This window comes from Kitasatospora sp. NPDC002543 (genome assembly GCF_053594915.1).
Genome location: NZ_JBSFWR010000001.1, coordinates 153,075 through 176,966, shown reverse-complemented (window position 1 = coordinate 176,966; position 23,892 = coordinate 153,075). Strand labels below are relative to the sequence as shown.

Sequence of the window (23,892 nt, the reverse complement as noted above, 5' to 3'; positions counted from 1 at the left end):
GAAGTCGGAGAACCGGCTTCCCGCGCCGCGGCATTTCCCGCGGGTGCGTCAGATCTGGACGCCGAAGTCCTGGGCGATGCCGGCCAGGCCGGAGGCGTAGCCCTGGCCGACGGCGCGGAACTTCCACTCCGCGCCGTTGCGGTAGAGCTCGCCGAAGATCATCGCGGTCTCGGTGGCGGCGTCCTCGGAGAGGTCGTAGCGGGCGATCTCGGCGCTGCCGGCCGCGTTCACCACGCGGATGTAGGCGTTGCGGACCTGGCCGAAGTTCTGGCCGCGGGCGACGCCGTCGTAGATGGTGACCGGGAAGGTGATCTTGACGGCCTCGGCCGGCAGGCCGGCCAGGTTGACGTTGATCGACTCGTCGTCGCCCGCGCCCTCACCGGTGCGGTTGTCACCGGTGTGCACGACGGTGTTGTCCGGCGTGCTGGTGTTGTTGAAGAAGACGAAGTGGGCGTTGGACAGCACCTTGCCGTCCGCGTTCAGGACGATCGCGCTGGCGTCGAGGTCGAACTCGGCGCCGGTCGTGGTGCGGACGTCCCAGCCCAGGCCGACGGTGACCGCGGACAGGCCGGGGGCCTCCTTGGTCAGCGAGACGTTGCCACCCTTGGAGAGGCTCACTGGCATGACGATTGCAGTCCCTTCGTTCGCTTCGTTCGCTATTTCCCGGGACAACGCAATACTCCGGCGGCTTGGTTCCGCAGGGGCCGTGAATTCTTCGTGGGCGCCAATCGGAGGGCAAAGCCCGGGCAAAGCCGGTGTCAGATCCGCCGGAACCGCCCCTGCAGCGTCCAGATGTTCGGGTTGTCGGCCAGACCGGAGTGCATGTCGAAGAGGTCGGCCAGGGTGTCCTGGAGGAAGTCCCGGGCCTCGCGCCGCAGTTCGCCGTGCCGGACCACCACCGGCGGCTCGTCCGGCAGCCAGGTGGCGGTGACCTCGACCCAGTTGAAGCGGCGGGCGAAGCGCAGCAGCTCGGTGTTCTGGGTGAAGTCGAGGTCCGCGGTCTGCACCCGGGCGGCCCGGCCGCCGTCCGGGTCGCGGTCCAGGAGCTCGGCGATGTCGCACAGCGCCCAGGCGAAGTCGAGCACCGGCACCCAGCCCCAGGCGGTGGACAGCTCGGCGCCCTCGCCGTCCAGGTAGACGTCGCCGCAGAACAGGTCGTACCGCAGGGCGTGCACGGACGCGGTGCGGTAGTCCGTCTGCGGGGGGTCGGGGAAGCGGTTGGAGAGGGAGTAGCCGAGCTCGATCACGTAGGCCATTGTCGGGGCTCGGGGCGCCCGGAGGTAACCGGGTGCGGAAACCGGCGGCCGTACCGATAACCGGGTGACCGCGCGGGCCGGGCGCGGGATGATGGACGCATGTCCGAGCCCATCCGCGTACGGGGGTCGGTGGTCGTCCCCGACGCCGAGCTCGTCTGGCGCTTCTCGCGTTCCTCCGGCCCCGGCGGCCAGCACGTGAACACCTCCGACTCCAGGGCGGAGCTGCGCTTCGACCTGGCCTCGACCAGGGCGCTGCCCGAGGTGTGGCGCGAGCGCGCGCTGGAGCGGCTGGCCGGTCGGCTGGTGGACGGCCGGGTGCTGGTCGTCCAGGCCTCGGAGTTCCGTTCGCAGTGGCGCAACCGGGAGGCGGCCGCGGCCCGGCTGTCGGCGCTGCTGACCGAGGCGTGCGCACCGCCGCCGAAGGCCCGGCGGGCGACGAGGCCGAGCCGGGGGATGGTCGAGCGGCGGCTGTACAACAAGCGGCACCGCTCCGAACTCAAGCAGGGCCGCCGGGCGCCGCGGGGCGGCGAGTAGCCGGCGGAGGTCCTCAGCCCAGGGTGCGGTAGCCGCCGCGGAAGTAGAGCAGCGGGTGGCCGCCGGGGTCGGGCACCACGGCCTCCAGGACGCGGCCGAGCAGCAGGGTGTGGTCGCCGGCGGGTATCCGCTGCTCGGTGCGGCACTCGACGGTGGCCAGCGCGCCGTCGATCAGCGGGGCGCCGGTGTGCGCGCCGCGGTGGTGCGGGGTGTCCGCGAACAGCAGCCGGTCGCTGAGCCGGCCCTTCATGGCGAACCGGGAGCCGAGCGTCTTCTGGCCCTCGGTCAGCACCGAGACCGCCCAGGTGTCCGCCCGGGAGAGCACCTCGTCCATCCGGGAGTCCTCGCGGACCGAGATCAGCACCAGCGGCGGCTCCAGCGACACCGAGAGGAAGGACGTGGCGGTCATGCCGACGTCCTCGCCGTCCTCCGGGTCGTGGACGGTCACCAGGCTCACGCCGGCGGCGAGCTGGGAGAGGGCAGCCCGGAACTCGTCGGGCGTGGCGTGGGGGGCAGCTTCGGGCTGCGGCGACGGGTACACGTACCGCACGGTAGTCGTCACCCGGGAGAAACCGCATCGGGCCTTGGTCGTAGGACCGGCGGTCCGGCCGAAGGGTTGCGCCCGGTGGCCGAACTCACTCGTAGGAGTGAAGCGGCCGGAGTGGCGGGCGCACTCGGCTTCAGCCCGGGCCCATTGCGGTCGACCCCAGAATTGTTCCCCTAGCGCTGTATGTCCCGCTATGGGACAGATGAACTGATTAAGGGTGCATTAGTCTCGTGTGATTTAAGTCACAAGTGATGGCCTATTGCTGACCGAGCGTGCCGAGCGCTGTGCTCCCTGTGATTCAGTTCTTCTGGCAATCGGACGATAACCAATCACGAACTATCCGAAGCAGCCGGGGAGCCCCCGCATGGAAGCCGAGTCGGAGCCGTACGTCCGTCTCGCGACCCTCCGCACCTTGCACCGGGTCGTGGCGGACCTCAACGCTGCCCGCAGCCTCGCTGGCACCCTCCAGGCCGTCGTCGAGGGCGCGGTGCACGGACTCGGCTTCGACGCCGCCGCGGTCAGCCTGGTCCGGCCGGACGGCGACCTCGTGGTGGCGGCCGTCTGGGAACTGGAGGAGAGCCCGATGGGCGGCCCCTCCGTGCTGCTCGGCCAGGTCGGCTCCCGGGAGTCCTGGGACCGGCTGCTCGGCGTCAGCGACCACTGGGGCACCCTGCGCTTCCTGCCGTACGACCGCGGCTGGGCCGTCGCCAGTGACATCCCGCGCTGGATCGGGGACGGCCCGCTCCCGGTGTACGCCAACGACTGGCACCCCGCCGACGGGCTGCTCGCCCCGATGTACAGCGCGGGCGGCGACCTCCTCGGCGTCCTCTCGGTGGACCGCCCGCGCAGCGGCAAGCGGCCCGGGGCGTGGACCCGCGAGGCACTGGAGATGTTCTCGCTGCAGGCCTCCATCGCGATCGGCAACGCCCGGCTGCGGGCCGAGATGCAGCGCGCGCTGGCCCGTCTGGAGAAGGAGCAGCAGGCCCTGCGGGCCAGCGAGGAGAGCTTCCGCCAGGCCTTCGAGTACGCGCCCAGCGGGATGGCGATCACCGAGCTGCACGGTGCCGGGCGCGGCCAGCTGACCAGGGTCAACGACGCGCTCTGCCGACTGCTCGGCCGGCCCCGGGCGGTGCTGCGCCAGCAGAGCTTCGCCGACCTGGTGCACCCCGAGGACCGGGCGCTGCTGGAGCGCACCAGCGCCGAGAGCGGCCGCGCCGAGCTGCGGCTGTCCCGGCGGGACGGCGGCTACCAGTGGGTCTGCCTGCGCAACTCGATCGTCGCGGACGCGGCCGAGGGCCCGAGCTTCCTGCTCACCCACGTCGAGGACATCGAGGACCGCAAACGGCACGAGTTCCAGCTCGCCCACCGGGCCAGCCACGACGCGCTCACCGGGCTGCCGAACGGCGCCGAGCTCAAGGCCCGGCTGGCCCGCCGGCTCTGCGCCCGGCCGCAGCCGGTCGGTGCCGCCGGCCAGGTCGAGGCGGCCTACCCGCAGCCGTACGGCCACCCGGTCGACACGTACGGCGCGCACACGGCGTACAGCGCGCACACGGCGTACGACGGGCCGGAGGGCGCGGACCCGTACACCGGGCGGGTGCACGGCTACGGGCTGCCCGAGGAACTGCCGGGCGCGCTCGGCCCGGCCTGCGGGGAGCACGTGCACGCGGTCGTCCCGGCGGAGTACGGCCCGGGCGGCGACGCCTGGTCCTCGCCGTTCCGCTCCGGCGGTGCGGCGGCGGTGGACAAGGGGCTCGCGGTGCTCTTCTGCGACCTGGACGGCTTCAAGTCGATCAACGACCGGTTCGGTCACAACGCGGGCGACGCGGTGCTGGTCGAGGTCGCCCGGCGGCTGAGCCAGGCCGTCCGGGACGGCGACACGGTGGCCAGGCTCGGCGGTGACGAGTTCGTGGTGCTGGCCGACGGGATCGGTCGCGAGGAGGCGAAGGACCTCGCCCACCGGCTGCGGGGCGCGATCATCCCGCCGATGCGGATCGACGGCCGGGCGATGCGGGTGGGCGTGAGCCTCGGGGTCGGCTGGGCCGGCTGCGGGATGAGCATCGAGGAGGTGCTGCAGACCGCCGACGAGCGGATGTACGACGAGAAGCGGGCGCGGGGCGGGGCGGTGCGCGGGGCGCGCGGCGAGCGTTCGCACCGGCGCGCGGGCTGAACCGGCGGACGGCGGCGGGGCCCCGGTCCGCCCTGGTCGGTCCGGGTTACCCGTGAGTTGTCAAGGGGTCTTTTCCCGCCGTCACATACGACAGGTAGGGTTCCCGGTACGACAGCGTCGATGATCTGCGCCGCCCGCAGCCGGGGGCGCACCGGATGGGGGAGCAGGCCACCGTGACGACCGCCGGCAGCAACGGAGTGCCCGAGGGCCAGGGGGGCGGTGCCCCGCAGGACGACGACCCGTTCGGCTACCTCTACCGCCCGGCCGACGGTTCCACCGGGCAGCCGGCCGAGCCGCAGCAGGGCGTCCCGCGCACGCCGTACAGCCGCCCGATGGAGGTCGGGCGCGCGCAGTACGGCTACCCGCCCCGGCAGCAGCAGCCGCCGCAGCCGTACGGCCAGCAGGGCATGCCGCCGCAGGGGTACCAGGGCGGCCAGCCGCAGGCCCCGTACGGCCAGCCCGGCCCGGGGCAGCAGCCCGAGTACGGTGCCGCGCCCACCCAGCAGACCCGCTACGCGGAGCACTCCCGGCCGCAGCCGGGGGAGGAGCCCCGCGGCAGCGGCCGCAGCAAGGGCGCGGTGATCGGCGCGGTGGCCGTGGTCGCGGCGATAGCGATCGGCGCCGGCATAGCGCTCTCCACCGGGGACCCGGACGGCGGCAAGGACACCAAGGGCGGCACCGGCACCGCCGCCCCGCAGACCCCCAGCGCCCCGGCGCCGTCGGGCACGGCCGCGAGCGCCGCGCCGTCGGCGAGCGCGACCACCGTCTCCGGCCCGACGAACGTGGACGCGGGCCAGCTGCAGGGGCAGAACGCGCCGTCCGGCAACGCCGTCAAGGGCGCCAAGTCGGCCGACGGCAGCTACCTGACGCTCCAGCAGGGCGGCACGGTGACCTGGTCCGGCGAGATCGCCGCGGCCGGGACGTACAAGCTGACCGTGCACTACAACAACGCCGGCGGGGACGTGAAGGGCGCGGCCTCGGTGAACGGCAAGGACTGGCCGAGCGGGCTGGCGTACAAGAACTACTCGCCGGGGAAGGATCCGGCGTCCTCCTGGTACTCCACCTGGATACTCCCGCAGTTCCAGGCCGGGCCGAACTCGGTGGTCTTCACGGTGCCCTCCGGGCCGATCCTGATCGACCAGATCACCATCGAGCCGAGCGGCTGACGCCGGCCCCCGAACGCGACACGGCCGCCCGCCCCCCGAGGGGACGGGCGGCCGTCGCGTTCGGCCCCGGGGTCAGCCGGACTTCACCGGCCGGAACTTCTCGCCGCCGAGGACCCAGCGGCCGCGGCGCATCACCGCGACCAGGTCGTAGCTCGTGGAGTCGACCACGACCAGGTCGGCGAACTTGCCGGTCTCCAGCGAGCCGATCGAGTCGCTCAGGCCGAGCAGCCGGGCCGGGGTGGCGGACAGCGACTCGACGGTCTGGTTCAGGCTCAGTCCGTTGACGGTGACCGAGCGCTTGAAGGCCACGTCCAGGGTGAGGGTGGAGCCGGCGATCGCGCCGCCCTCGACCAGCCGGGCCACGCCGTCCTTGACCTCGACCTGGAGCGGGCCGAGCGGGTAGAGGCCGTCGCCCATGCCGGCCGCGCCCATCGCGTCGGTGATCAGGGCGACCCGGTTCGCGCCGGCGGTGCCGTAGGCGAGGTCCAGCACGGAGGGGTGCAGGTGCACGCCGTCGTTGATCAGCTCGACGGTGACCCGCTCGTCCTCCAGCAGCGCCACGATCGGGCCGGGGGCGCGGTGGGCGATGCCGGGCATGGCGTTGAACAGGTGGGTGGCGACGGTGGCGCCGGCCTCGATCGCCTCCAGGGTGGTGGCGTAGTCGGAGTCGGTGTGGCCGACGGCGGCGATCACGCCGAGGTCGGCGAGCATCCGCACCGAGTCCAGGCCGCCGGGCAGTTCGGGGGCCAGGGTGACCATCCTGGCGTGGCCGCGGGCGGCGTCGACCAGCTTGCGCACCAGCGCCGGGTCGGGGTCGCGCAGCAGGTCGGGGCGGTGGGCGCCGCAGCGGTTGTGCGAGATGAACGGGCCCTCGAAGTGGATGCCGGCCAGGACGCCGTCCTCGACGAGTTCGGAGAGGACGTGCGCCTGGCGGGCGACCTCGTCGATCTCGCCGGTGACGGTGGAGGCCACCGTGGTGGTGGTGCCGTGCTCCAGGTGGGTGCGGGCGGCCAGCAGCGCCTCCTCGGCGATGCCGGAGGCGTACGAGGCGCCGCCGCCGCCGTGGACGTGCAGGTCGACGAAGCCGGGTACGACGGTGTACCCGGTCAGGTCGAGGTCGCCGGGTTCGGTGTCGCCGCCGAGGCCGGCGATGCGCTCGCCCTCGACGGAGACGCGGTCGCCCTCGACGACGCCGCCGGGCAGGACCAGTCGGGCGCCGGCCAGGGCAGTACGGTCACGGTCCGCGGTGGTCACGCGGTCACCTCCAGGGAGAGCAGATCCCAGGCGAGCAGGCCCGCGCCCAGGGATGCGGCGGTGTCTTTGAGCATGGCGGGTACGACCTTCGGGGGCATCTGGAAGGTCAGTCGCTCGGTGACCGCCGCTCGCAGCGGAGTGAAGAGCGTGTCGCCGGCCTCGGCCAGCCCGCCGCCGACGATCACCGTGGACGGGTCGAGCAGGCTCTGGGCCAGCACGATGCCGTCCGCCAGGGCGTCGACGGCCGACTGCCAGACCGCGAGGGCGCGGTCGTCCCCGGCGTCCACCGCGGCGGCGCAGGATGCCGCGTCGGCGTCGGGGTCGCTGCTGGCCTCGGCCCAGGCGCGGGAGACGGCGGAGGCGGAGGCCAGCGTCTCCAGACAGCCGCGGGCGCCGCAGCCGCACTGCGGTCCGCCCGGGCGGACCACGACGTGGCCGATCTCGCCGCCGTAGCCGTGCGCGCCGGACTCGATCCGGCCTTCGATGCCGATGGCGCCGGCGATGCCGGTGCCGAGGGCGACGAACAGGAAGCGGTCGACGCCGCGGCCGGCTCCGATCCGGCCCTCGGCCAGGCCGCCGGAGCGCACGTCGTGGCCGAGGGCCACCGGCATCGCGCCGCCGTCCGGTCCGGCCAGGCGCTCGCCGAGGAGCTTGCGCAGCGGGAGGTCCCGCCAACCGAGGTTGGCGGAGAAGACCGCGACGCCGTTCTTCTCGTCGATCGTGCCCGGGACGGCGACACCGGCCGCGAGCGGGGCCACGCCGAAGCGGCTGAGGCCCTCGGCCGCCAGGTCGGTGGCGAAGTCGAGGATGGCGGCGACGACGGCGTCCGTGCCGTGCTCCCGCCCGGTCGGTCGGCGTGCCTCGAACAGCACGGAGCCGTCCTGGGCGAGCAGCGCGGCCTTCATGCCGGTGCCGCCTACATCGAGTGCGATGACGTGCTTCACGGAGGACAGTTTCCCTTGGGCAGGCAGAAGAGGTCTAGTCCAGTTGTCGGATTGGTCTGGTCCATACTGGGTGAGCTTTGTCGCAGCTGCGGCGGTGTGCGGGGCTTTGCGCCGGGGCTTGCGGGGGGCGCGGCCGGGGCGCGGCGGGGTGTTTTGTTGCGCATTGTGCAATGACTCCGCGCACTTCGGTAACTCCTCGGGCGGGCCCGGTCGGCGGTGTGGACCAGTGGTCGGAGGGTTTGGCAGTGTTGCGCCTCCCCTGCCGGATTTCCCCCGTTCCGGCCGAAGTACATCCCCCCGAAGGCGGTACCCGCGTTGAACAGGCGCGTCGACGTTCCCACCCGTGTGCTCGGCGGTGCGCTGGCCGGAGCACTGGTCCTCACCGCGGCCACCGCCTGCGGTGGGCAGGACGACGGGCCGGTCACCCTCAGGCTGGTCGCCGCCGACTACGGGGAGAGCGCCGAGACCAACTCCCAGCACTACTGGGACGCGGTCGCCAGGGACTTCGAGGCGGCCAACCCCGGGATCAAGGTCAGCGTCGAGGTGGACAGCTGGACCGACATCGGCAAGAAGGTCGAGGACATGATCGCGGCCGGCAAGTCGCCGGACCTGCTCCAGACCGGCGGGTTCGCGGACCAGGTCGCGGCGGACCGGCTGTACCCGGCGTCCGACGTGCTCTCGGTGGAGACCCAGGCCAGGTTCCTGGAGACCTTCGCGCACGCCGGGCAGGTGCTCGGGACGCAGTACGGGATCCCGTTCGTCTCCTCGTCGCGGGTGCTCTTCTACAACAAGGCGATGTTCCGGCAGGCCGGGATCGCCCAGCCGCCGGCCACCTGGAACGAGCTGCGGCAGGACGCGGAGAAGATCAAGGCCAAGGTGCCGGGGGTGACCCCGTACGGGCTGCCGCTGGGGCCGGAGGAGGCACCCGCCGAATCGATGCTGTGGACGCTGAGCGGCGGCGGCAGCATCTCCGACGACGTCGGCAACTACACCATCGACAGTACCCAGAACCAGGCGACCTTCAGCTGGCTGAAGAGCAACCTGGTGGCCACCGGGCTGACGTACCCGGACCCGGGGAAGATGAACCGCACCCCGGTGTTCCAGGACTTCGCCGCCGGCAAGGTCGCGATGCTGAACGGGCACCCGACGCTGCTGCGGATGGCGACCGCCGGGAAGATCGACTTCGGGACGGCGCCGATCCCGAAGAAGGACGGCGTCGGACGGACCGGAAGCCTCGGGGTCGCGGACTGGATGATGGCGCTCAAGGCGAACGGGCACAAGAACGAGATCAAGAAGTTCCTGTCGTTCGTCTACGACAAGGACAACCAGCTGAAGTTCGACGAGCAGTACAACCTGCTGCCGGTCACCCAGGACGCCTTCGCCCAGATGTCCTCGGACCCGAAGCACGAGGACCTCAAGCAGTTCGCGGTCGGGCTGAGCAACGCGAGCTTCTACCCGTTCGGGGACCCGGCCTGGGGCGAGGTCAGCAACCGGATCAAGGCGGGCATCGGGCAGGCCGTGACGGGGGATCCGAAGCAGGTGCTCGACGGGCTGCAGGACGCGGCGGTGAAGGAAGCGGCGAAGGTCCGCAAGTAGGACCGGGGCGGCCGGGCCGCGACGGCGGCCGGGCCGGGGGCCGGCCCGGCCCCGGCCGGCCCTCAGGGGAGGGTGATGGCGTACGCCTTGCGGAGGGTCTCGTGGACCGTCCAGGTGGTGCGGTCGCCCTCGCGCAGGACCGCGCAGTCGCCGGGGCCGACCTCCAGGGTCGGGCCGCCCTCGACCTCGATGGTGGCCCGGCCGCTGAGCACCACGAACATCTCGTCGGCCTCGACGTCCGTCACCACGCCGGGGGTGATCTGCCAGAGGCCGCGCAGGTGGCGGCCGTCGTCGGACAGCACCCTGCCGGTGACCTCGGGGGTGCCGGAGACGATCTGGGACGGGTCGAGCGGATCGGGTTCGAGCTCGGCGGTGGGGACGTGCAGGGCGAAGCTGGGCGTGGTCATGGGGCGACGGTAACGGGTGGGGCCGGCCGGAGGGGCGAGCAGTGTGTGTCGGGGACGGGCGGGAGAATGACACTCCGTAGTGGTGAGCGGAGGTGTGCGCGGTGGGCGAGCTGAGTGAGCGGGAACGGGCGGTGCTGGCGCTGGAGGGGCGGCAGTGGCGGACGGCCGGGGCGAAGGAACGGGCGGTCCGGGAGGAGCTGGGGATCTCGCCCACGCGGTACTACCAGGTGCTGAACGCCCTGCTGGACCGGGAGGAGGCGCTGGCGCACGCGCCGGTGCTGGTGAACCGGCTGCGGCGGGTCCGGGAGGCGCGGCGGGGGGCGCGTTGACGGTGGCGGCGTCCGTGGGGCGGGGTGCGGAGGAGCGGGGTCCGGGGTAGGGCTTCGGTATGGGTTTCGAAGAGATGTTTGTGCCGGGGACCGGGATCGGGCGGGACGGGGTGCGGGCCATCCTGGCGGCGCCCGGGGACGCCGTGATCGGGTTGGACTTCGACGGGACGTTGGCGCCGATCGTGGCGGATCCGGAGCGGGCGCGGGCGCATCCGGGCGTGGTGGGGGCGCTGCGGCGGCTGGGCCCGGTGGTGGGAGCCGTGGTGGTGGTGACGGGCAGGCCCGCCGGGGTGGCGGCGGAGTACGGGGGGTTCGCGGAGGTTCCGGGGGTGGTGGTGCTGGGGCACTACGGGGCCGAGCGGTGGGAGGACGGGAAGCTGACGGCACCGGAGGTCCATCCGGGGGTGGCCCGGGTGCGGGCGGCGCTGCCGGGGGTGCTGGAGCGAGTGGGGGCGCCCGAGGGGACGTGGGTGGAGGACAAGGGGCGCTCGGTGGCCGTGCACACCCGGCGGACGGCGGTGCCCGAGGAGGCGTTGGAGCTGCTGCGGGCGCCGGTGGGGGAGCTGGCGGCCGAGCACGGGCTGGTGGTGGAGCCCGGGCGGCTGGTGCTGGAGCTGCGGCCGCCGGGGGTGGACAAGGGCGCGGCGCTGACCGGCTTCCTGCGGGAGCGGGGGGCCCGTTCGGTGCTCTACGCGGGGGACGACCTGGGGGACGTGGCGGCCTTCGCCGCGGTGGAGGAGCTCCGCGGCGAGGGCCTGGCCGGGGTGCTGGTGTGCGCCGGCGCGGTGGGGGACGCGCCGGTGCGGGAGCTGGCCGACCGGGCGGACCTGGTCGTGGGCGGGCCGGAGGGCGTGGTGGAGCTGTTGGAGGCCCTGGGGGAGGCGCTCACAGCGCGTTGAGCTGGTCCAGGAACCACTGTTGCGGGGGGAGCGCGGTGGCCGCCGCCGTCAGGCGCTTGGTGCGGTCGGCGCGCTCCTCCGGGCTCATGACGAGGCCGGTGTGGAGGGCCTCGGCCGTGGCGATGACGTCGTACGGGTTGACGGTGAGGGCGTCGTCCCCGAGTTCGGTGTGGGCGCCGGCCTCGCGGGAGAGCACGAGGGCGCAGCCGCGGTCGGAGACCACCGGGACTTCCTTGGCGACCAGGTTCATGCCGTCGCGGATGGGGTTGACCAGGGCGACGTCGGCCAGGCGGTAGGCGGCGAGGGAACGCGGGAAGTCGTCGTCGACGTGGAGGATCAGGGGCTGCCAGGTGGGGGTGGCGAACTCGGCGTTGACGGCCTCGGCGAGCTCCTGGACCCGGGCGGTGTAGGCGCGGTACTCGGCGAGGTCGGTGCGGGAGGGGTAGGCGAAGGCGATGTGCACCACCCGGTCGTGCCACTCGGGGCGGGTGCGGAGCAGGTGCCGGTAGGCCTCGAGGCCGCGGACGATGTTCTTGCTCAGCTCGGTGCGGTCCACCCGGACGATGGTGCGGCGGTCGCCGACGGCCTCGCGCAGGGCCGCGAGGCGCTCGTCGACGTCGGGGCGGTGGGCGCGTTCGCGCAGGAAGTCGGCGTCGGCGCCGAGGGCGTGGACGCCCAGGGCGGTGGTGCGGCGGTCGTGGGTGACGGTGAGCGCGTCGTGGTCGACGTCCGCGCCGAGGAGGTCCTCGCAGCAGGCGGCGAAGGCGCGGGCCCAGCGCTCGGTGAGGAAGCCGGCCCGGTCGGCGCCCAGGATGCCGGTGAGGACGGCCCGGGCGACGTCGTCGGGCAGCAGCCGGTAGTACTCGGGCGGGGCCCAGGGGGTGTGCGAGAAGTGGCCGATCCGCAGGTCGGGGCGGGCCGCGCGGAGCAGGGCCGGGACCAGGGAGAGGTGGTAGTCCTGGACGAGGACCGCGGCGCCCGGGGCCGCTTCGGCGGCGAGGGCTTCGGCGAAGGCCTCGTTGTAGGCCCGGTAGGCGGCCCACTCGGTGCGGAAGCCGGCGTCGAAGGAGGGCGCGGTCGGGGTCGCGTAGAGCAGGTGGTGGACGAACCACAGGGTGGAGTTGGCGACGCCGTTGTAGGCGCGGGCGAAGGTCCGCGGGTCGATGTCCAGCATCCGGACGGCCTGGCCGCCGACCTCGTGGCCGGCCAGGTCGAGGCGGCCGTGCGGCGCCTCGGCGGCGGCTCTGCGGTCGGAGTCGTTGAGGGCCGCGCACACCCAGACGGCGTTCGGGTCCCCGATGGCGGAGAGGCCGGAGACCAGGCCGCCGCCGCCCCGGCGCAGGGTCAGCGTGCCGTCGTCGGCGGTGCCGAAGGACACCGGTCCCCGGTTGGAGGCGACCAGGACGGGGGCGGTGCCGGTCGCGCTCGAACGGTTGGTCGTGAGATCGCCCATGGTTGGGATGTTGCCGGGGGTTCGGGGTGGCAAACCCCGTCGGGGCCCCTCAGTGCCGGGTCGCGTATTCGGGGACGGTGTGCATCGGGGGGCGTTCCAGGGCGATCACCGGGTGGGTGTGGGCGGTGAAGGCGCGCGTCTCCGGGTCGCGGGTGAACTGGGTGAGGTGGGGGTGGACGAGGTCGGCGGAGGCCTTGAGGCGGTGGGTGCGGTCGAGGCGTTCCAGGGCGGTCCGGTAGATGGTGGCGGCCATCCGGCCGAGGGCCTGGCCGTCCTGGTGGCGGTGGTGCCGGACGCCGACGTCCACCTGGGCCAGGGCGTCCAGGCCGGCCAGTTCCAGGGCGTCGACCAGCAGGCCGAGTTCGACGCCGTAGCCGGTGGGGAAGGGCAGCCGTTCGAGCAGTGAGCGGCGGGCCGCGTACTCGCCGCCGAGCGGCTGGACGAAACCGGCGAGTTCCGGCCAGTGGAGGTTGAGCAGGGGGCGGGCGACGAGTTCGGTGACCCGGCCGCCGCCGGCGGGCAGGACGGCGCCCTCCGACTCCAGCGGGCGGTCGTACATGGCCTTGACCAGCTGGATGGACTCGTCGGTGAGCAGCGGGCCGACGATGCCCGAGACGAGGGCCGGGTCGAACTCGCGCAGGTCCGCGTCCACGAAGCAGACGATGTCGCCGTGGGTGACCAGCAGCGACCGCCAGAGCACCTCGCCCTTGCCGGGGACGGCGGGCAGCCGGGGCAGCACGGCGTCGCGGTGCTCGACCCGGGCGCCGGCCTGGGCGGCGACGGCGGCGGTGGCGTCGGTGGAGCCGGAGTCGACGACGACGAGTTCGTCGACGAGCGGGAGCCGCTCCATCAGCTCGCGGCGGATGGTGCGGACGATGTCGCCGACGGTGGCCTCCTCGTCCAGGGCGGGGAGGACGACGCTGACGGTGCGGCCGGTGCGCTCCTTGGCCGCGAGGAGGGTGCGCACCGGCCGGTCGGCCGCGCTCCAGGAGCGGCGGCGGAGCCAGGACGCCGCCTGCGGGAGGAGCTCGGGGGTCGGTTCGGCGGGCACGGAGTTCTCCTCGGCGGGGTCGGTGGGACGGGCCATCTCGCGTGGCGGACGGTCCCGTTCAGGATTGACGCCTTCGGATACAGTCTTCGTACAGCGGTCGGACCTTTGCACGCCGGGGTCTCCGTTGAGCACCACCACAATTTCACAAGCTCATCCAGAGGGACTGAGGGAACGGCCCGTTGACGTCCCGGCAACCTTCTCGCGCGGCCGTCGACGACAGGCCCCGGCGGGACAGGTGCCAATTCCGGCCCGTGTCGCGACCGCGACCCGGGGAAGATGAGGAGAGAGGCCTCGCCATCATGGCTACCACTGGGACGACCCTTTCCGGCACCGCACCGGTTTCCGTCGACCTCGGCCCCGCCGCCGCGCTGTCCTGTCGCGAGTGCGGCACCCGCTTCCCGCTCGGCCCCAGCTTCGCCTGCCTGGAGTGCTTCGGCCCGCTGGAGATCGCCTACGAGTTCGGCAGCGAGGGTGCCGAGGAGCTGCGCAAGCGGATCGAGGCCGGTCCGGCGTCCATCTGGCGGTACGCGCCGCTGCTGCCGGTTCCGGCCGACGTCGCGTCGAAGCCCAACCTGAACCCGGGGTGGACCCCGCTGGTGAAGGCGGACAACCTGGGCCGGGAGCTCGGGTTCACCGCCCAGCTGCACATCAAGGACGACTCCGGGAACCCGACCCACTCGTTCAAGGACCGCGTGGTCGCCTGCGCGATCGAGGCGGCCCGGGCGTTCGGGTACACCACGCTGTCCTGCTCCTCCACCGGCAACCTGGCCGGCGCGGTGGGTGCGGCGGCGGCCCGGGCCGGGTTCCGGTCCTGCGTGTTCATCCCGCACGACCTGGAGCAGGGCAAGGTCGTCATGGCCGGGGTGTACGGCGGCGAGCTGGTCGGCATCGAGGGCAACTACGACGACGTGAACCGCTTCTGCTCGGAGCTGATCGGCGACCCGGCCGGCGAGGGCTGGGGCTTCGTCAACGTGAACCTGCGGCCGTACTACGGCGAGGGCTCCAAGACGCTGGCGTACGAGATCTGCGAGCAGCTCGGCTGGCGGCTGCCGGAGCAGATCGTCATCCCGATCGCCTCGGGCTCGCAGCTGACGAAGATCGACAAGGGCCTCCAGGAGCTGATCAAGCTCGGCCTGGTCGAGAACCGGCCGTACCGGATCTTCGGGGCCCAGGCCGAGGGCTGCTCGCCGGTGTCGGCCGCGTTCAAGGCCGGCCGGGACGTGATCAAGCCGGTCAAGCCGAACACCATCGCCAAGTCGCTGGCGATCGGCAACCCGGCCGACGGCCCGTACGTGCTGGACATCGCCCGCCGCACCGGCGGCGCGGTGGAGGACGTCACGGACGCCGAGGTCGTGGCGGCGATCAGGCTGCTGGCGCGGACCGAGGGCGTCTTCGCCGAGACCGCGGGCGGCGTGACCGTCGGCGTGCTGAAGAAGCTGGTCGAGACCGGGCAGCTGGATCCGGCCAAGGAGACCGTCGCGATCAACACCGGCGACGGCCTGAAGACCCTGGACGCCGTCTCCGACGCCGGGATGACCGCCGTCATCCGCCCGACGCTGGACTCGTTCCGCGCCGCCGGCCTCGTGTCCGCCTGAACCACCCCGGAACCACCCCAGCAAGGCCAGCCCCCGCAAGGAGAGTCATGAGCGCCAACGTCCGCATTCCCACCATCCTGCGCACCTACACCGGCGGCGCCGCCGAGGTGACCGCCGAGGGCGCCACCCTGGCCGAGGTCGTCGCCGACCTGGAGAAGAACCACGCGGGCATCTCGGCCCGCATCCTGGACGACACCGGCAAGCTGCGCCGCTTCGTGAACGTCTACGTGAACGACGACGACGTGCGCTTCGCCGAGGGCCTGGCGACCGAGATCGGGGACGGCGCCAGCGTCTCGATCATCCCGGCGGTGGCCGGCGGCTGCTGAGCCGTTCCCGAGTAGCCCGCGGTCGCCCGCGCGTACGGAATTCCGTTCCCCGTATGCGCGGGCGACCGCTCGCATTCCGGCTGGAATATTTCCGGGTCGAGTCGGAGTAGAGTGTGGCTCGGCTGGGAACAGGGTTTCCCTTTCGGCCCCCGCAGTGCTCGGCCCGGGGGCGCCCGGCCGTGGGGCGCGGCCCGGGAAACATGTCAGGCAGATGTCAGAATTCCCGCGATCATTTGGGTAATTCGTCCGCTATGTCCGGCGTGGAATGCCGAGATTATTCCGGTTCGGCCCGGCCTGTCCCTTGACGCCCCGGCGGAATTACCGGTGGCTGACCCTGTTGCAGAGGGCGTCGATCCGGATACATTCAGCGGCGGTCGACGCAATCAGCCGCCCGCCGGAAGCCGCCTGGCGTCCTGCACGGAGGGTTGCGGCGTGCACGGCTGCGCCCAGGGGGGGTTCCCCGGGCCGGCCTTCAACCAACCCGGGCCCGCGACCTGCGGGCGCGTGAAGGGCCAGCACAGCACTAGGGGAGTTCGGAATGGCTCAGGGCACCGTCAAGTGGTTCAACGCGGAGAAGGGCTACGGCTTCATCGCGGTCGACGGTGGTGCGGACGTCTTCGTCCACTACAGCGCGATCCAGATGGACGGCTACCGCACCCTCGAGGAGGGCCAGCGGGTCGAGTTCGAGATCTCTCAGGGACAGAAGGGCCCGCAGGCGGACATGGTCCGCGCCGCGGTCTGACCCCTTCCGGCTCCAGGAGCTCGGCGCGGCCCTACGGCTGGTGACCACTCGCTTCTCGACGGGCCCGTGCGACACGCGTCGTACGGGCCCGTCGGCGTTCCCCGGAAGCCCCTCGCGGCGGCTCGCGGATCGCCGATTGGGCTTGCACTCGACCCAGGGGAGTGCTAATCATTGGCGTTAGCACTCACAGTGTGAGAGTGACAGCGGACCGGGTCGGTGAGGCCCCCGGGAGCGGAGGGGAATGAACCTCCGCACACCAGGGCCGTCCGTCGCGGGCACCCCTTGGTCCGAGCAGTCGACCGTGTCCCGGAGGACCACTTCTGATGGCCAAGATCATCGCCTTTGATGAGGAAGCTCGCCGCGGCCTTGAGCGTGGCATGAACCAGCTCGCCGACGCGGTGAAGGTCACGCTCGGCCCCAAGGGCCGCAACGTCGTGCTGGAGAAGAAGTGGGGCGCCCCCACGATCACCAACGACGGTGTCTCCATCGCCAAGGAGATCGAGCTCGAGGACCCGTACGAGAAGATCGGTGCGGAGCTCGTCAAGGAGGTCGCCAAGAAGACGGACGACGTCGCGGGTGACGGCACCACCACCGCCACCGTGCTCGCCCAGGCCCTGGTTCGCGAGGGTCTGCGCAACGTCGCCGCCGGCGCCAACCCGATGGCCCTGAAGCGCGGCATCGAGAAGGCCGTCGCGGCCGTCTCCGACCAGCTGCTGGCCCAGGCCAAGGACGTGGAGACCAAGGAGCAGATCGCCTCCACCGCCTCCATCTCCGCCGCTGACACCCAGATCGGCGAGCTGATCGCCGAGGCCATGGACAAGGTCGGCAAGGAAGGCGTCATCACCGTCGAGGAGAGCAACACCTTCGGTCTGGAGCTCGAGCTCACCGAGGGCATGCGCTTCGACAAGGGCTACATCTCCGCCTACTTCGCCACCGACCTGGAGCGCATGGAGGCGACGTTCGAGGACCCGTACATCCTCATCGCCAACTCCAAGATCGGCTCGGTCAAGGACCTGCTCCCGCTGCTGGAGAAGGTCATGCAGAGCGGCAAGCCGCTCGTCATCATCGCCGAGGACGTCGAGGGCGAGGCCCTGTCGACCCTGGTCGTGAACAAGATCCGTGGCACCTTCAAGTCCGTCGCCGTCAAGGCCCCGGGCTTCGGTGACCGCCGCAAGGCCATGCTCGGCGACATCGCCATCCTCACCGGTGGCACCGTCATCTCCGAGGAGGTCGGCCTCAAGCTGGAGAACGCCGGCATCGACCTGCTGGGCACCGCCCGCAAGGTGGTCATCACCAAGGACGAGACCACCATCGTCGACGGCGGCGGCGACAGCGAGCAGGTCGCGGGCCGCGTGAACCAGATCCGCGCCGAGATCGAGAACAGCGACTCGGACTACGACCGCGAGAAGCTCCAGGAGCGCCTCGCCAAGCTGGCCGGCGGCGTGGCCGTCATCAAGGCCGGCGCGGCCACCGAGGTGGAGCTCAAGGAGCGCAAGCACCGCATCGAGGACGCCGTCCGCAACGCCAAGGCCGCCGTCGAGGAGGGCATCGTCGCCGGTGGTGGCGTCGCCCTGCTGCAGGCCGGTGTCGCGTTCGACAAGCTGGAGCTGGACGGCGACGAGGCCACCGGTGCCAACATCGTCAAGGTCGCGCTGGAGGCCCCGATCAAGCAGATCGCGACCAACGCCGGCCTGGAGGGTGGCGTCGTGGTGGAGAAGGTGCGCAACCTCCCCGCCGGTCACGGCCTGAACGCCGCCACCAACGAGTACGTCGACCTGGTCGCCGAGGGCATCATCGACCCGGCCAAGGTCACCCGCTCCGCGCTGCAGAACGCCGCCTCCATCGCGGCGCTGTTCCTCACCACCGAGGCCGTCATCGCCGACAAGCCGGAGAAGGCCGCCGCGGCCGCCGGCGGCGGCATGCCGGGCGGTGACATGGACTTCTGATCCTGATCGGGTTCCCGGTCGGATCGGCTGATCCTCGTCCGCGTGGGCGGTTCCCTTCGGGGGGCCGCCCACGCGGCGTTTCGGCGTTCGGGCGCGGCGGCGGAGAATGGACGGATGGCTGCTGACGACATCGAGACCGCCCTGCACAACGCGCGGGCACTGATCCTGGCCGACCTCACCGCGCGGGACGTGGCGGACGCCGCCGTCGTCTCGCTGGTGGAGCAGGCCGTCACCCACCGCCGCTGGTGGCTGGAGCAGTGGCCGGACGGCACCGAGTACGTGCTCGGGCTGGTCGCCCAGGACGTCCAGGACGCGCTGCTGGAGGCGTACGGGCGCTGGCCGCTGTGCGAGGACTGCGCGGCCGAGGGCGACCCGCACGCGCTGGGCGTGGAGCCCGAGCTCGGGCCGGAGCCGCACTGGGTCTGCGGCAAGCGGGGCGCCGTGGTGGCGCCGGTGGGGAAGCTCGTCTAGGGGGCGTCCCGGCAGGGCTCGGCCGCGGCCCGGAGGGCGGCGAGTTCGGCCGTCAGGTTGGTGCGGGCCGCCGCCGCGAAGCGGTCGCGGGCGGCGGGGGTGCGGTAGAGCGCGGGCAGGGCGAGCAGGTGGCGCAGGACGGCGGCCCGGCCGGCCGTGAAGTCCGGGGCGGGCACGAAGCCGTACTCCTCCCGGACGGCGGCCGCGTACGCCGCGTACGCCTCGGGGGTGCCGCCGAGGACGGCGAGGTCCGCGTCGCAGAGCACCTCGCCGTCGCGGTCGCCGGGGGCCGGGTCGTGGCCGACGGTGAGCAGCACCAGGCGCTCCACCTCGGCGACCCGCTCGGCGGGCAGCCCGGCGGCGGTCAGCGCGCGGACGGCCAGGGCGGCGCTGCGCTCCTCGTTCTCGGTGCGGTCGGGGCGGTAGACGGCGTCGTGGAACCAGGCGGCGAGGCGGACGGCCTCCGGATCGGCGGCGTGCCCGGCCAGCTCGTCGACGTGCCGGAGCACCGCGCGCAGGTGTGCGGCGGTGTGGTAGCGGCGCTGCGGCTCCGACCAGCGGCGCAGCAGCTCCCGGCCGTACGGTTCGGGGTCGACGGCGGCCCCGCAGCGGTGCAGCAGGGCGGTCCAGGCGGCGAGCAGGTCCTCGGTGGGCCGGGCGGTGGTGAGCGGGTCGTGCTCGGGGGTCGGCATGGCGACCATTGTGGCGGCCCGGCCGAGCGCTGGACCTATAGGTAGGTTGACGATATATGTAGTCGTATGACGGAACGCTCCATGCAGGAGCCCACACTGCTGCTGCTCACTGCCCTGGCCGACGCGCCGAGACACGGCTACGCGCTCATCCAGGAGATCGCCGCGATCTCCGACGGCCGGGTCAAGATGCGCACCGGCACGCTCTACGGGGCGCTCGACCGGCTGTTGGGCCAGGGACTGATCGAGGTCGCCGCCGAGGAGGTGGTGGACGGTCGCGCCCGGCGCAGCTACGCGCTGACCGGCGCCGGCCGGGACGCGCTGGCCGCCGAGGCGGAGCGGCTGCGGGCGGTCGCCACCGAGGCCGAGCGCCGACTGACGAAGATCCGGTCGATGCTGCCGGGGAGGGCCGGGTCGCAAGGGCGGCCCGCGACGGGGGGAGGACTCTCATGACCATGCCGGCGATAGGTCCCGCGCCCTCGACGGTGCTGCGGGCCGCGCTCCGGCTCTATCCGGAGCGGTACCGCCGCGAGCGCGGCGAGGAACTGACCGAGGTGTTCGCCGACACGACGGCGGCGGGCGGGCGGGCGGCGGTCGCCCGGGAGGTGCTCGGCCTGGCGGTGTACGGGCTGCGGGTGCGGCTCGGGCTGACCGGCGGCTCGGCGGCCGGGCGGCTGCTGGCGCTGATCGCGCCGATGATCGCGGGGGCGCTGGCCGGGACGGCGCTGATGCCCTGGATCCCCGATCCGGGCTGGATCACCTTCCGGCTGACCTGGGACCACTCGCTGCTCACGAAGCTCGAGGTGTTCGTCCCGCCGGTGGGGGCGGTGCTGCTCCTGGTCGCGGCGGCGCTGGGCCGCTGGACGATGGCGCGGGCGGTCACGCTGGCCCTCGGCGTGCTGCCGCTGTACCGGCTGCTGAAGGCCTTCAACTGGCCGGAGATCAGCGCCTGGTGGGTCGGGTTCGTCGGGATCAGCACCGTGCCGTTCCTGCTGGGCGCGCTGCTGCTGGTCGCGGCGCCGACCGACCTGCTGCCGCGGGGCAGCGTCCGGGGTGCCGGGCTGGTGCTCGCCTCGGCGCTCGGGGGCGGTCTGCTGTCGGGGGTCCAGCAGTGGAACAGCACGAGCTTCCCGGTGGAGCGGGAGTGGTTCGTGCTGATGCTGATCGCGCCGGTGCTGCTGGCCCTCACCGCGCTGCGCGGGTGGCTGGTGCCGACCGCGGTGGGCGTGGTGGCGCTCGCGGTGACCGGGACGGGCAGCCTGTTCAACATCTGGCGCGAGTCGGGCGGTGTCACCGGGATGGCCCCGAAGGCCCTCCCCGCGCTGCTGGTGCTGGCCGCGGTGGCGATGGCGGTGCGCTGGTTCGACCACCGGTGGCTGCTCTCGGCGGTGCGCCGGCCGGCCTGACCGCGCGGCCCGGCCGCGCGCGGCGCGGGCGGACGCGCGACACGCGGGCGGACGCGCGGTGCGAACGCCTGCGAGCCCCCTTCGGCCGGTCGGCCCAGGGGGCTCGCCGGGTTCAGCGGTATGTGGCAGGCTATCTGATATGTCTAGACCAATTTTCGAAGTCATCGCGCTGACGCCCCAGGACGCCCAGGCCGCCGAGTCGGGCGGCGCCGACCGCCTCGAACTGGTCACCGACATGGCCGCCGACGGGCTCACCCCGTCCGTCGAGGACTTCGGCCGGATCCGGGCCGCCGTCGGCATCCCGCTGCGCGTCATGCTGCGGATCCGGGACGGCTTCGCCCCCGGCGGGGTGGACGAGCTGTGCGCCCGGGCGGACGCCCTGCGGGCCGAGGGGGCCGAGGAGTTCGTGTTCGGCTTCCTCGACGCCGACGGCGCCGTCGACCTGGCCGCCACCGCGGCCGTCGCCGAGGCGATCGCCGGCTGCCGCTGGACCTTCCACCGGGCGATCGACCACAGCGCCGACCGGGCCGCCCTGCGCGCCGCCGTCGGCGCGCTGCCCGGCCTGGACACCTTCCTGACCTCCGGCGCGGCCGCCGGGGTGGACGCCGGGCGCGAGGTGCTGTCGGCCGAGCTGGCCCGGGCCGGCGAGCCCGGGTACCGGCAGCGGATCCTGATCGGCGGCGGCCTGCGGGCCGAGCACCTGAAGGAGCTGCGGGCGGAGGGCTTCGACGGCTTCCACGTCGGCGGCGCGGTGCGGGTCGACGGCTGGCGGACGCCGGTGGACGCGGCCAAGGTCGCCGAGTGGCGGGCGCTGATCGACGCCTGACGCCCCGTTCGGAGGGGCCGGTCCGCGGACCGGCCCCTCCGCGCACTACCGCAGCTGCTCCGGCAGCGGTTCGCCGTGCAGCACCGTCAGCCCGGAGACGGCCCGGGTCAGCGCCACGTACAGCCGCCGCAGGCCGGTCCGCTCGTCCGGCTCCCCGGCGACCACCGCGGCCGGCTCGTCCAGCACCACGTAGTCGTACTCCAGGCCCTTGGCCAGCGAGGCCGGGACGAGGGTGAGCCGGGCCTGCGCGCTGGTCTCGGTGCCGGGGGAGAGGTGCGGCAGACCGGCCTCGGCCAGCGCCTCGGCGAGCCGCGGGACGCGGGCGTCGGCGGCGATCAGTCCGGTCGAGCCCTCGCGCTCCAGCGCCTCCCGGCAGGCCGCCAGGACCGCCTCCGTGGTGTCCCCGCCCTCGACCTGCCGGAGCGTCAGCGAACCGGGCGCCTCGCGGACCGAGGAGGCCGGGGCCAGCCCGGGGGCGATCGACGGGAGCAGCCGGGAGGCGTACGCGATGACCTCCTCCGGCACCCGGAAGCCCTTGGTCAGCTCCTCGATGTGCGCCTGCGGCTTGCCCAGGTGGTGCAGCGCCTCCGGCCAGCTCGCCGTCGCCCACGGGGTGGTGCCCTGGGCGAGGTCGCCGAGGACGGTGGCCGAGCCGGTGGCGCAGCGGCGGCCGACCGCGCGGTACTGCATCGGGGAGAGGTCCTGGGCCTCGTCCAGCACCACGTGCCCGAGCGAGGGGGTGCGCTGCACCAGGTCGGTGGCCTCGTCCACCAGGACGGCGTCGGCCTGCGTCCAGCGGGCGGTCTTCACCGAGCGGCCGGGCTTGGGCCACAGCACCGCCCGCTGCTCCTCGGGCGTCAGCACGCCCTCGGCGCACGCAGCCAGGAACTCCGGTTCGGAGAGCAGCCGCAGGACCAGCTTCGCCGGGTCGACGGCCGGCCAGCACTCCTTGACCACGGCCTTGACGGCGGCGTTGCGGGCGACCGCGTCCTGCACCCGGTCGTCCGGGGCCTCGCCGCCCTGCTCCATCTTCAGCAGCACGGTGTGCGCGATGCGCTGCGGCAGGGCCTCCCGGGCGGCGCCGTAGCGGACGTCGCGGTCCTTCAACTCCTCGATGATCTCGACCAGTTCGTGCGCCGGCACGCGCCAGCGGCGGGAGCCGCGGACCACCACGCAGGGCTCGGTGGGCAGCGTGATGCCCGACCGCACCGCCCGGCGCAGCACCTCGGCCATCCGGGCGTCGCCCTTCAGCCGGGCCGCCTCCGGATCGTCCTCGCCCTTCACCTCGACGTGCCCGACCAGCTGCTGCACGGTGGCCTGGGCGACGTCCAGCTCGCCGAGGGCCGGGAGCACCTGCTCGATGTAGGAGAGGAAGGCGTTGTTCGGCCCGATCACCAGGGTGCCGGTCCGGGCCAGGCGCTCGCGGTGCGCGTACAGCAGGTACGCGACGCGGTGCAGGCCGACGGCGGTCTTCCCGGTGCCCGGCGCCCCCTGGACGCAGATGGTGCCCGTGACGTCGGCGCGGACGATCTCGTCCTGTTCGGGCTGGATGGTGGCGACGATGTCGCGCATCGGGCCGACGCGGGGCTTCTCGATCTCGGCGGCCAGCAGCGCGGAGGCGGTCGAGCCCCCGGCGGAGCCGGTGAACGTGTCCGTGGACGGGTCGCTGAGGTGCTCGTCCTCGTAGGCGGTGAGCTCGCCGCCGGTGTAGCCGAAGCGGCGGCGGCGCTCGACGTCCATCGGCTCGGTGCGGCTGGCCCGGTAGAACGGCTGGGAGACCGGCGCGCGCCAGTCGATCACCATCGGGTCGCCGTCCGCGTCGTGGACGTGCCGGCGGCCGATGTAGAAGCTCTCTCCGCCGCTGCCCTCGCTCAGCTCCTCGCTGATCGCGTGCAGGTAGTCGAGGCGGCCGAAGAAGAGCGGGGTGTGCGAGAGGTCGGCCAGCGCGGCGATCCTGGCCTCGATCTGGTTGTGCAGGACGAGCGCGGTGACCCAGGTGCCGGTCACGTCGCGGATGTCGAGCGACTCGACGTCCGCGCGCATCGCGCGCAGCGCGGCCCGGGACGCGGCCAGGTGGTCGCGTTCGCGCTGGAGGGGGTCGGTGGTGGGGGTGGCGGGCACAGCGAACCTTCCCGGCCGGCCCGGTGGCGGGCGCAGCGGATCGTAGGAGCTCACGGTGGGTACGGCCGACCGGTTGCCGAACGGTCGGTACCTCCCCCGGCTGCCTGCGGGACTTCAGCAGGTACCACGGTTCGGGAGGGGGCAGACGGACGATCCTAGACCCGCCC

Annotated in this window: 24 protein-coding genes and 1 riboswitch; of the genes, 14 read left to right on the top strand and 10 right to left on the bottom strand. The window is 73.1% G+C overall.

Annotated features, from left to right (window positions below):
• Positions 1-48: 48 nt before the first annotated feature.
• Positions 49-624 (bottom strand): TerD family protein, encoded by a 576-nt coding sequence (locus tag ACWD4P_RS00780; RefSeq protein WP_359823200.1) that lies wholly within the window; start codon positions 622-624, stop codon positions 49-51.
• A 134-nt stretch (positions 625-758) separates the two neighbouring features.
• On the bottom strand, positions 759-1,247 hold the full coding sequence (locus ACWD4P_RS00775; protein ID WP_359823203.1) for a hypothetical protein: 489 nt from the start codon (positions 1,245-1,247) through the stop codon (positions 759-761).
• A gap of 108 nt (positions 1,248-1,355) precedes the next feature.
• Between ACWD4P_RS00775 and arfB the strand changes: the two genes are divergently transcribed.
• Positions 1,356-1,790 (top strand): alternative ribosome rescue aminoacyl-tRNA hydrolase ArfB, encoded by a 435-nt coding sequence (gene arfB / locus ACWD4P_RS00770; RefSeq protein WP_359823205.1) that lies wholly within the window; start codon positions 1,356-1,358, stop codon positions 1,788-1,790.
• A gap of 13 nt (positions 1,791-1,803) precedes the next feature.
• Here arfB and ACWD4P_RS00765 read toward each other — a convergent pair whose 3' ends face one another.
• Positions 1,804-2,340 carry a flavin reductase family protein gene (locus ACWD4P_RS00765; protein ID WP_449778155.1) on the bottom strand — a complete coding sequence of 179 codons (537 nt, stop codon included), beginning with the start codon at positions 2,338-2,340 and terminating at the stop codon, positions 1,804-1,806.
• 361 nt (positions 2,341-2,701) lie between these two features.
• Here ACWD4P_RS00765 and ACWD4P_RS00760 point away from each other — a divergent pair, with 361 nt between their 5' ends.
• Positions 2,702-4,504 (top strand): GGDEF domain-containing protein, encoded by a 1,803-nt coding sequence (locus ACWD4P_RS00760; protein ID WP_359823209.1) that lies wholly within the window; start codon positions 2,702-2,704, stop codon positions 4,502-4,504.
• A gap of 173 nt (positions 4,505-4,677) precedes the next feature.
• On the top strand, positions 4,678-5,670 hold the full coding sequence (locus ACWD4P_RS00755; protein WP_449778128.1) for a hypothetical protein: 993 nt from the start codon (positions 4,678-4,680) through the stop codon (positions 5,668-5,670).
• A 72-nt stretch (positions 5,671-5,742) separates the two neighbouring features.
• Here the strand turns inward: ACWD4P_RS00755 and nagA are convergent, their stop codons facing one another.
• On the bottom strand, positions 5,743-6,924 hold the full coding sequence (gene nagA, locus ACWD4P_RS00750; protein WP_449778127.1) for an N-acetylglucosamine-6-phosphate deacetylase: 1,182 nt from the start codon (positions 6,922-6,924) through the stop codon (positions 5,743-5,745).
• Positions 6,921-7,868 (bottom strand): ROK family protein, encoded by a 948-nt coding sequence (locus tag ACWD4P_RS00745; protein WP_449778126.1) that lies wholly within the window; start codon positions 7,866-7,868, stop codon positions 6,921-6,923. The genes nagA and ACWD4P_RS00745 overlap by 4 nt, the downstream gene beginning before the upstream one ends.
• A 315-nt stretch (positions 7,869-8,183) precedes the next feature.
• Between ACWD4P_RS00745 and ACWD4P_RS00740 the strand changes: the two genes are divergently transcribed.
• Entirely contained in the window at positions 8,184-9,464 is a 1,281-nt protein-coding gene (locus tag ACWD4P_RS00740; protein ID WP_359823220.1) for an extracellular solute-binding protein, read from the top strand.
• 62 nt (positions 9,465-9,526) lie between these two features.
• Here ACWD4P_RS00740 and ACWD4P_RS00735 read toward each other — a convergent pair whose 3' ends face one another.
• Positions 9,527-9,871, bottom strand: a complete 345-nt coding sequence (locus ACWD4P_RS00735; RefSeq protein ID WP_359823223.1) for a cupin domain-containing protein — start codon at positions 9,869-9,871, stop codon at positions 9,527-9,529.
• A gap of 101 nt (positions 9,872-9,972) precedes the next feature.
• On the opposite strand from ACWD4P_RS00735, the gene ACWD4P_RS00730 reads away from it, so the two are divergent.
• Both ACWD4P_RS00730 and otsB read left to right on the top strand, forming a co-directional pair.
• Complete coding sequence (locus ACWD4P_RS00730) at positions 9,973-10,200, top strand: DUF3263 domain-containing protein (protein WP_359823226.1); 228 nt, start codon at positions 9,973-9,975, stop codon at positions 10,198-10,200.
• A 74-nt stretch (positions 10,201-10,274) separates the two neighbouring features.
• The gene (gene otsB / locus ACWD4P_RS00725; RefSeq protein WP_359823244.1) at positions 10,275-11,099 is read left to right on the top strand and encodes a trehalose-phosphatase; all 825 of its coding nucleotides are present in this window, start codon (positions 10,275-10,277) and stop codon (positions 11,097-11,099) included.
• Here otsB and ACWD4P_RS00720 read toward each other — a convergent pair.
• Together ACWD4P_RS00720 and ACWD4P_RS00715 are read right to left on the bottom strand one after the other, a co-directional pair.
• Complete coding sequence (locus ACWD4P_RS00720) at positions 11,086-12,552, bottom strand: alpha,alpha-trehalose-phosphate synthase (UDP-forming) (protein WP_359823229.1); 1,467 nt, start codon at positions 12,550-12,552, stop codon at positions 11,086-11,088. The genes otsB and ACWD4P_RS00720 overlap by 14 nt on opposite strands.
• A 49-nt stretch (positions 12,553-12,601) precedes the next feature.
• A complete protein-coding gene (locus tag ACWD4P_RS00715; RefSeq protein ID WP_449778125.1) occupies positions 12,602-13,639 on the bottom strand; it encodes a glucosyl-3-phosphoglycerate synthase in 1,038 nt (345 codons plus the stop codon).
• Between the two features lie 111 nt (positions 13,640-13,750).
• Positions 13,751-13,886, top strand: a riboswitch (SAM riboswitch).
• 16 nt (positions 13,887-13,902) lie between these two features.
• On the opposite strand from ACWD4P_RS00715, the gene thrC reads away from it, so the two are divergent.
• The 5 genes from thrC (at position 13,903) to ACWD4P_RS00690 (ending at position 18,683) form a co-directional block, all read left to right on the top strand.
• Positions 13,903-15,198 (top strand): threonine synthase, encoded by a 1,296-nt coding sequence (thrC, locus tag ACWD4P_RS00710; RefSeq protein ID WP_449778124.1) that lies wholly within the window; start codon positions 13,903-13,905, stop codon positions 15,196-15,198.
• A 47-nt stretch (positions 15,199-15,245) separates the two neighbouring features.
• On the top strand, positions 15,246-15,524 hold the full coding sequence (locus ACWD4P_RS00705; RefSeq protein ID WP_359823238.1) for a MoaD/ThiS family protein: 279 nt from the start codon (positions 15,246-15,248) through the stop codon (positions 15,522-15,524).
• 538 nt (positions 15,525-16,062) lie between these two features.
• The gene (locus tag ACWD4P_RS00700; protein ID WP_030289665.1) at positions 16,063-16,266 is read left to right on the top strand and encodes a cold-shock protein; all 204 of its coding nucleotides are present in this window, start codon (positions 16,063-16,065) and stop codon (positions 16,264-16,266) included.
• A gap of 323 nt (positions 16,267-16,589) precedes the next feature.
• The gene (gene groL / locus ACWD4P_RS00695) at positions 16,590-18,212 is read left to right on the top strand and encodes a chaperonin GroEL (protein WP_270144962.1); all 1,623 of its coding nucleotides are present in this window, start codon (positions 16,590-16,592) and stop codon (positions 18,210-18,212) included.
• 114 nt (positions 18,213-18,326) lie between these two features.
• A complete protein-coding gene (locus ACWD4P_RS00690; RefSeq protein WP_359823240.1) occupies positions 18,327-18,683 on the top strand; it encodes a hypothetical protein in 357 nt (118 codons plus the stop codon).
• On the opposite strand, the gene ACWD4P_RS00685 is transcribed toward ACWD4P_RS00690, so the two are convergent.
• The gene (locus ACWD4P_RS00685; RefSeq protein WP_449778123.1) at positions 18,680-19,384 is read right to left on the bottom strand and encodes an HD domain-containing protein; all 705 of its coding nucleotides are present in this window, start codon (positions 19,382-19,384) and stop codon (positions 18,680-18,682) included. The two genes, ACWD4P_RS00690 and ACWD4P_RS00685, sit on opposite strands and share 4 nt — an antisense overlap.
• A gap of 57 nt (positions 19,385-19,441) precedes the next feature.
• Between ACWD4P_RS00685 and ACWD4P_RS00680 the strand changes: the two genes are divergently transcribed.
• The 3 genes from ACWD4P_RS00680 (at position 19,442) to ACWD4P_RS00670 (ending at position 21,604) form a co-directional block, all read left to right on the top strand.
• Complete coding sequence (locus ACWD4P_RS00680) at positions 19,442-19,825, top strand: PadR family transcriptional regulator (RefSeq protein ID WP_359827911.1); 384 nt, start codon at positions 19,442-19,444, stop codon at positions 19,823-19,825.
• On the top strand, positions 19,822-20,778 hold the full coding sequence (locus tag ACWD4P_RS00675; protein WP_359827910.1) for a hypothetical protein: 957 nt from the start codon (positions 19,822-19,824) through the stop codon (positions 20,776-20,778). Before ACWD4P_RS00680 ends, ACWD4P_RS00675 begins: the two co-directional genes overlap by 4 nt.
• 139 nt (positions 20,779-20,917) lie before the next feature.
• A complete protein-coding gene (locus ACWD4P_RS00670; RefSeq protein ID WP_359827908.1) occupies positions 20,918-21,604 on the top strand; it encodes a copper homeostasis protein CutC in 687 nt (228 codons plus the stop codon).
• A gap of 45 nt (positions 21,605-21,649) precedes the next feature.
• Here the strand turns inward: ACWD4P_RS00670 and ACWD4P_RS00665 are convergent, their stop codons facing one another.
• Positions 21,650-23,725 (bottom strand): HelD family protein, encoded by a 2,076-nt coding sequence (locus ACWD4P_RS00665; RefSeq protein ID WP_449778122.1) that lies wholly within the window; start codon positions 23,723-23,725, stop codon positions 21,650-21,652.
• Positions 23,726-23,892 lie beyond the last annotated feature (167 nt).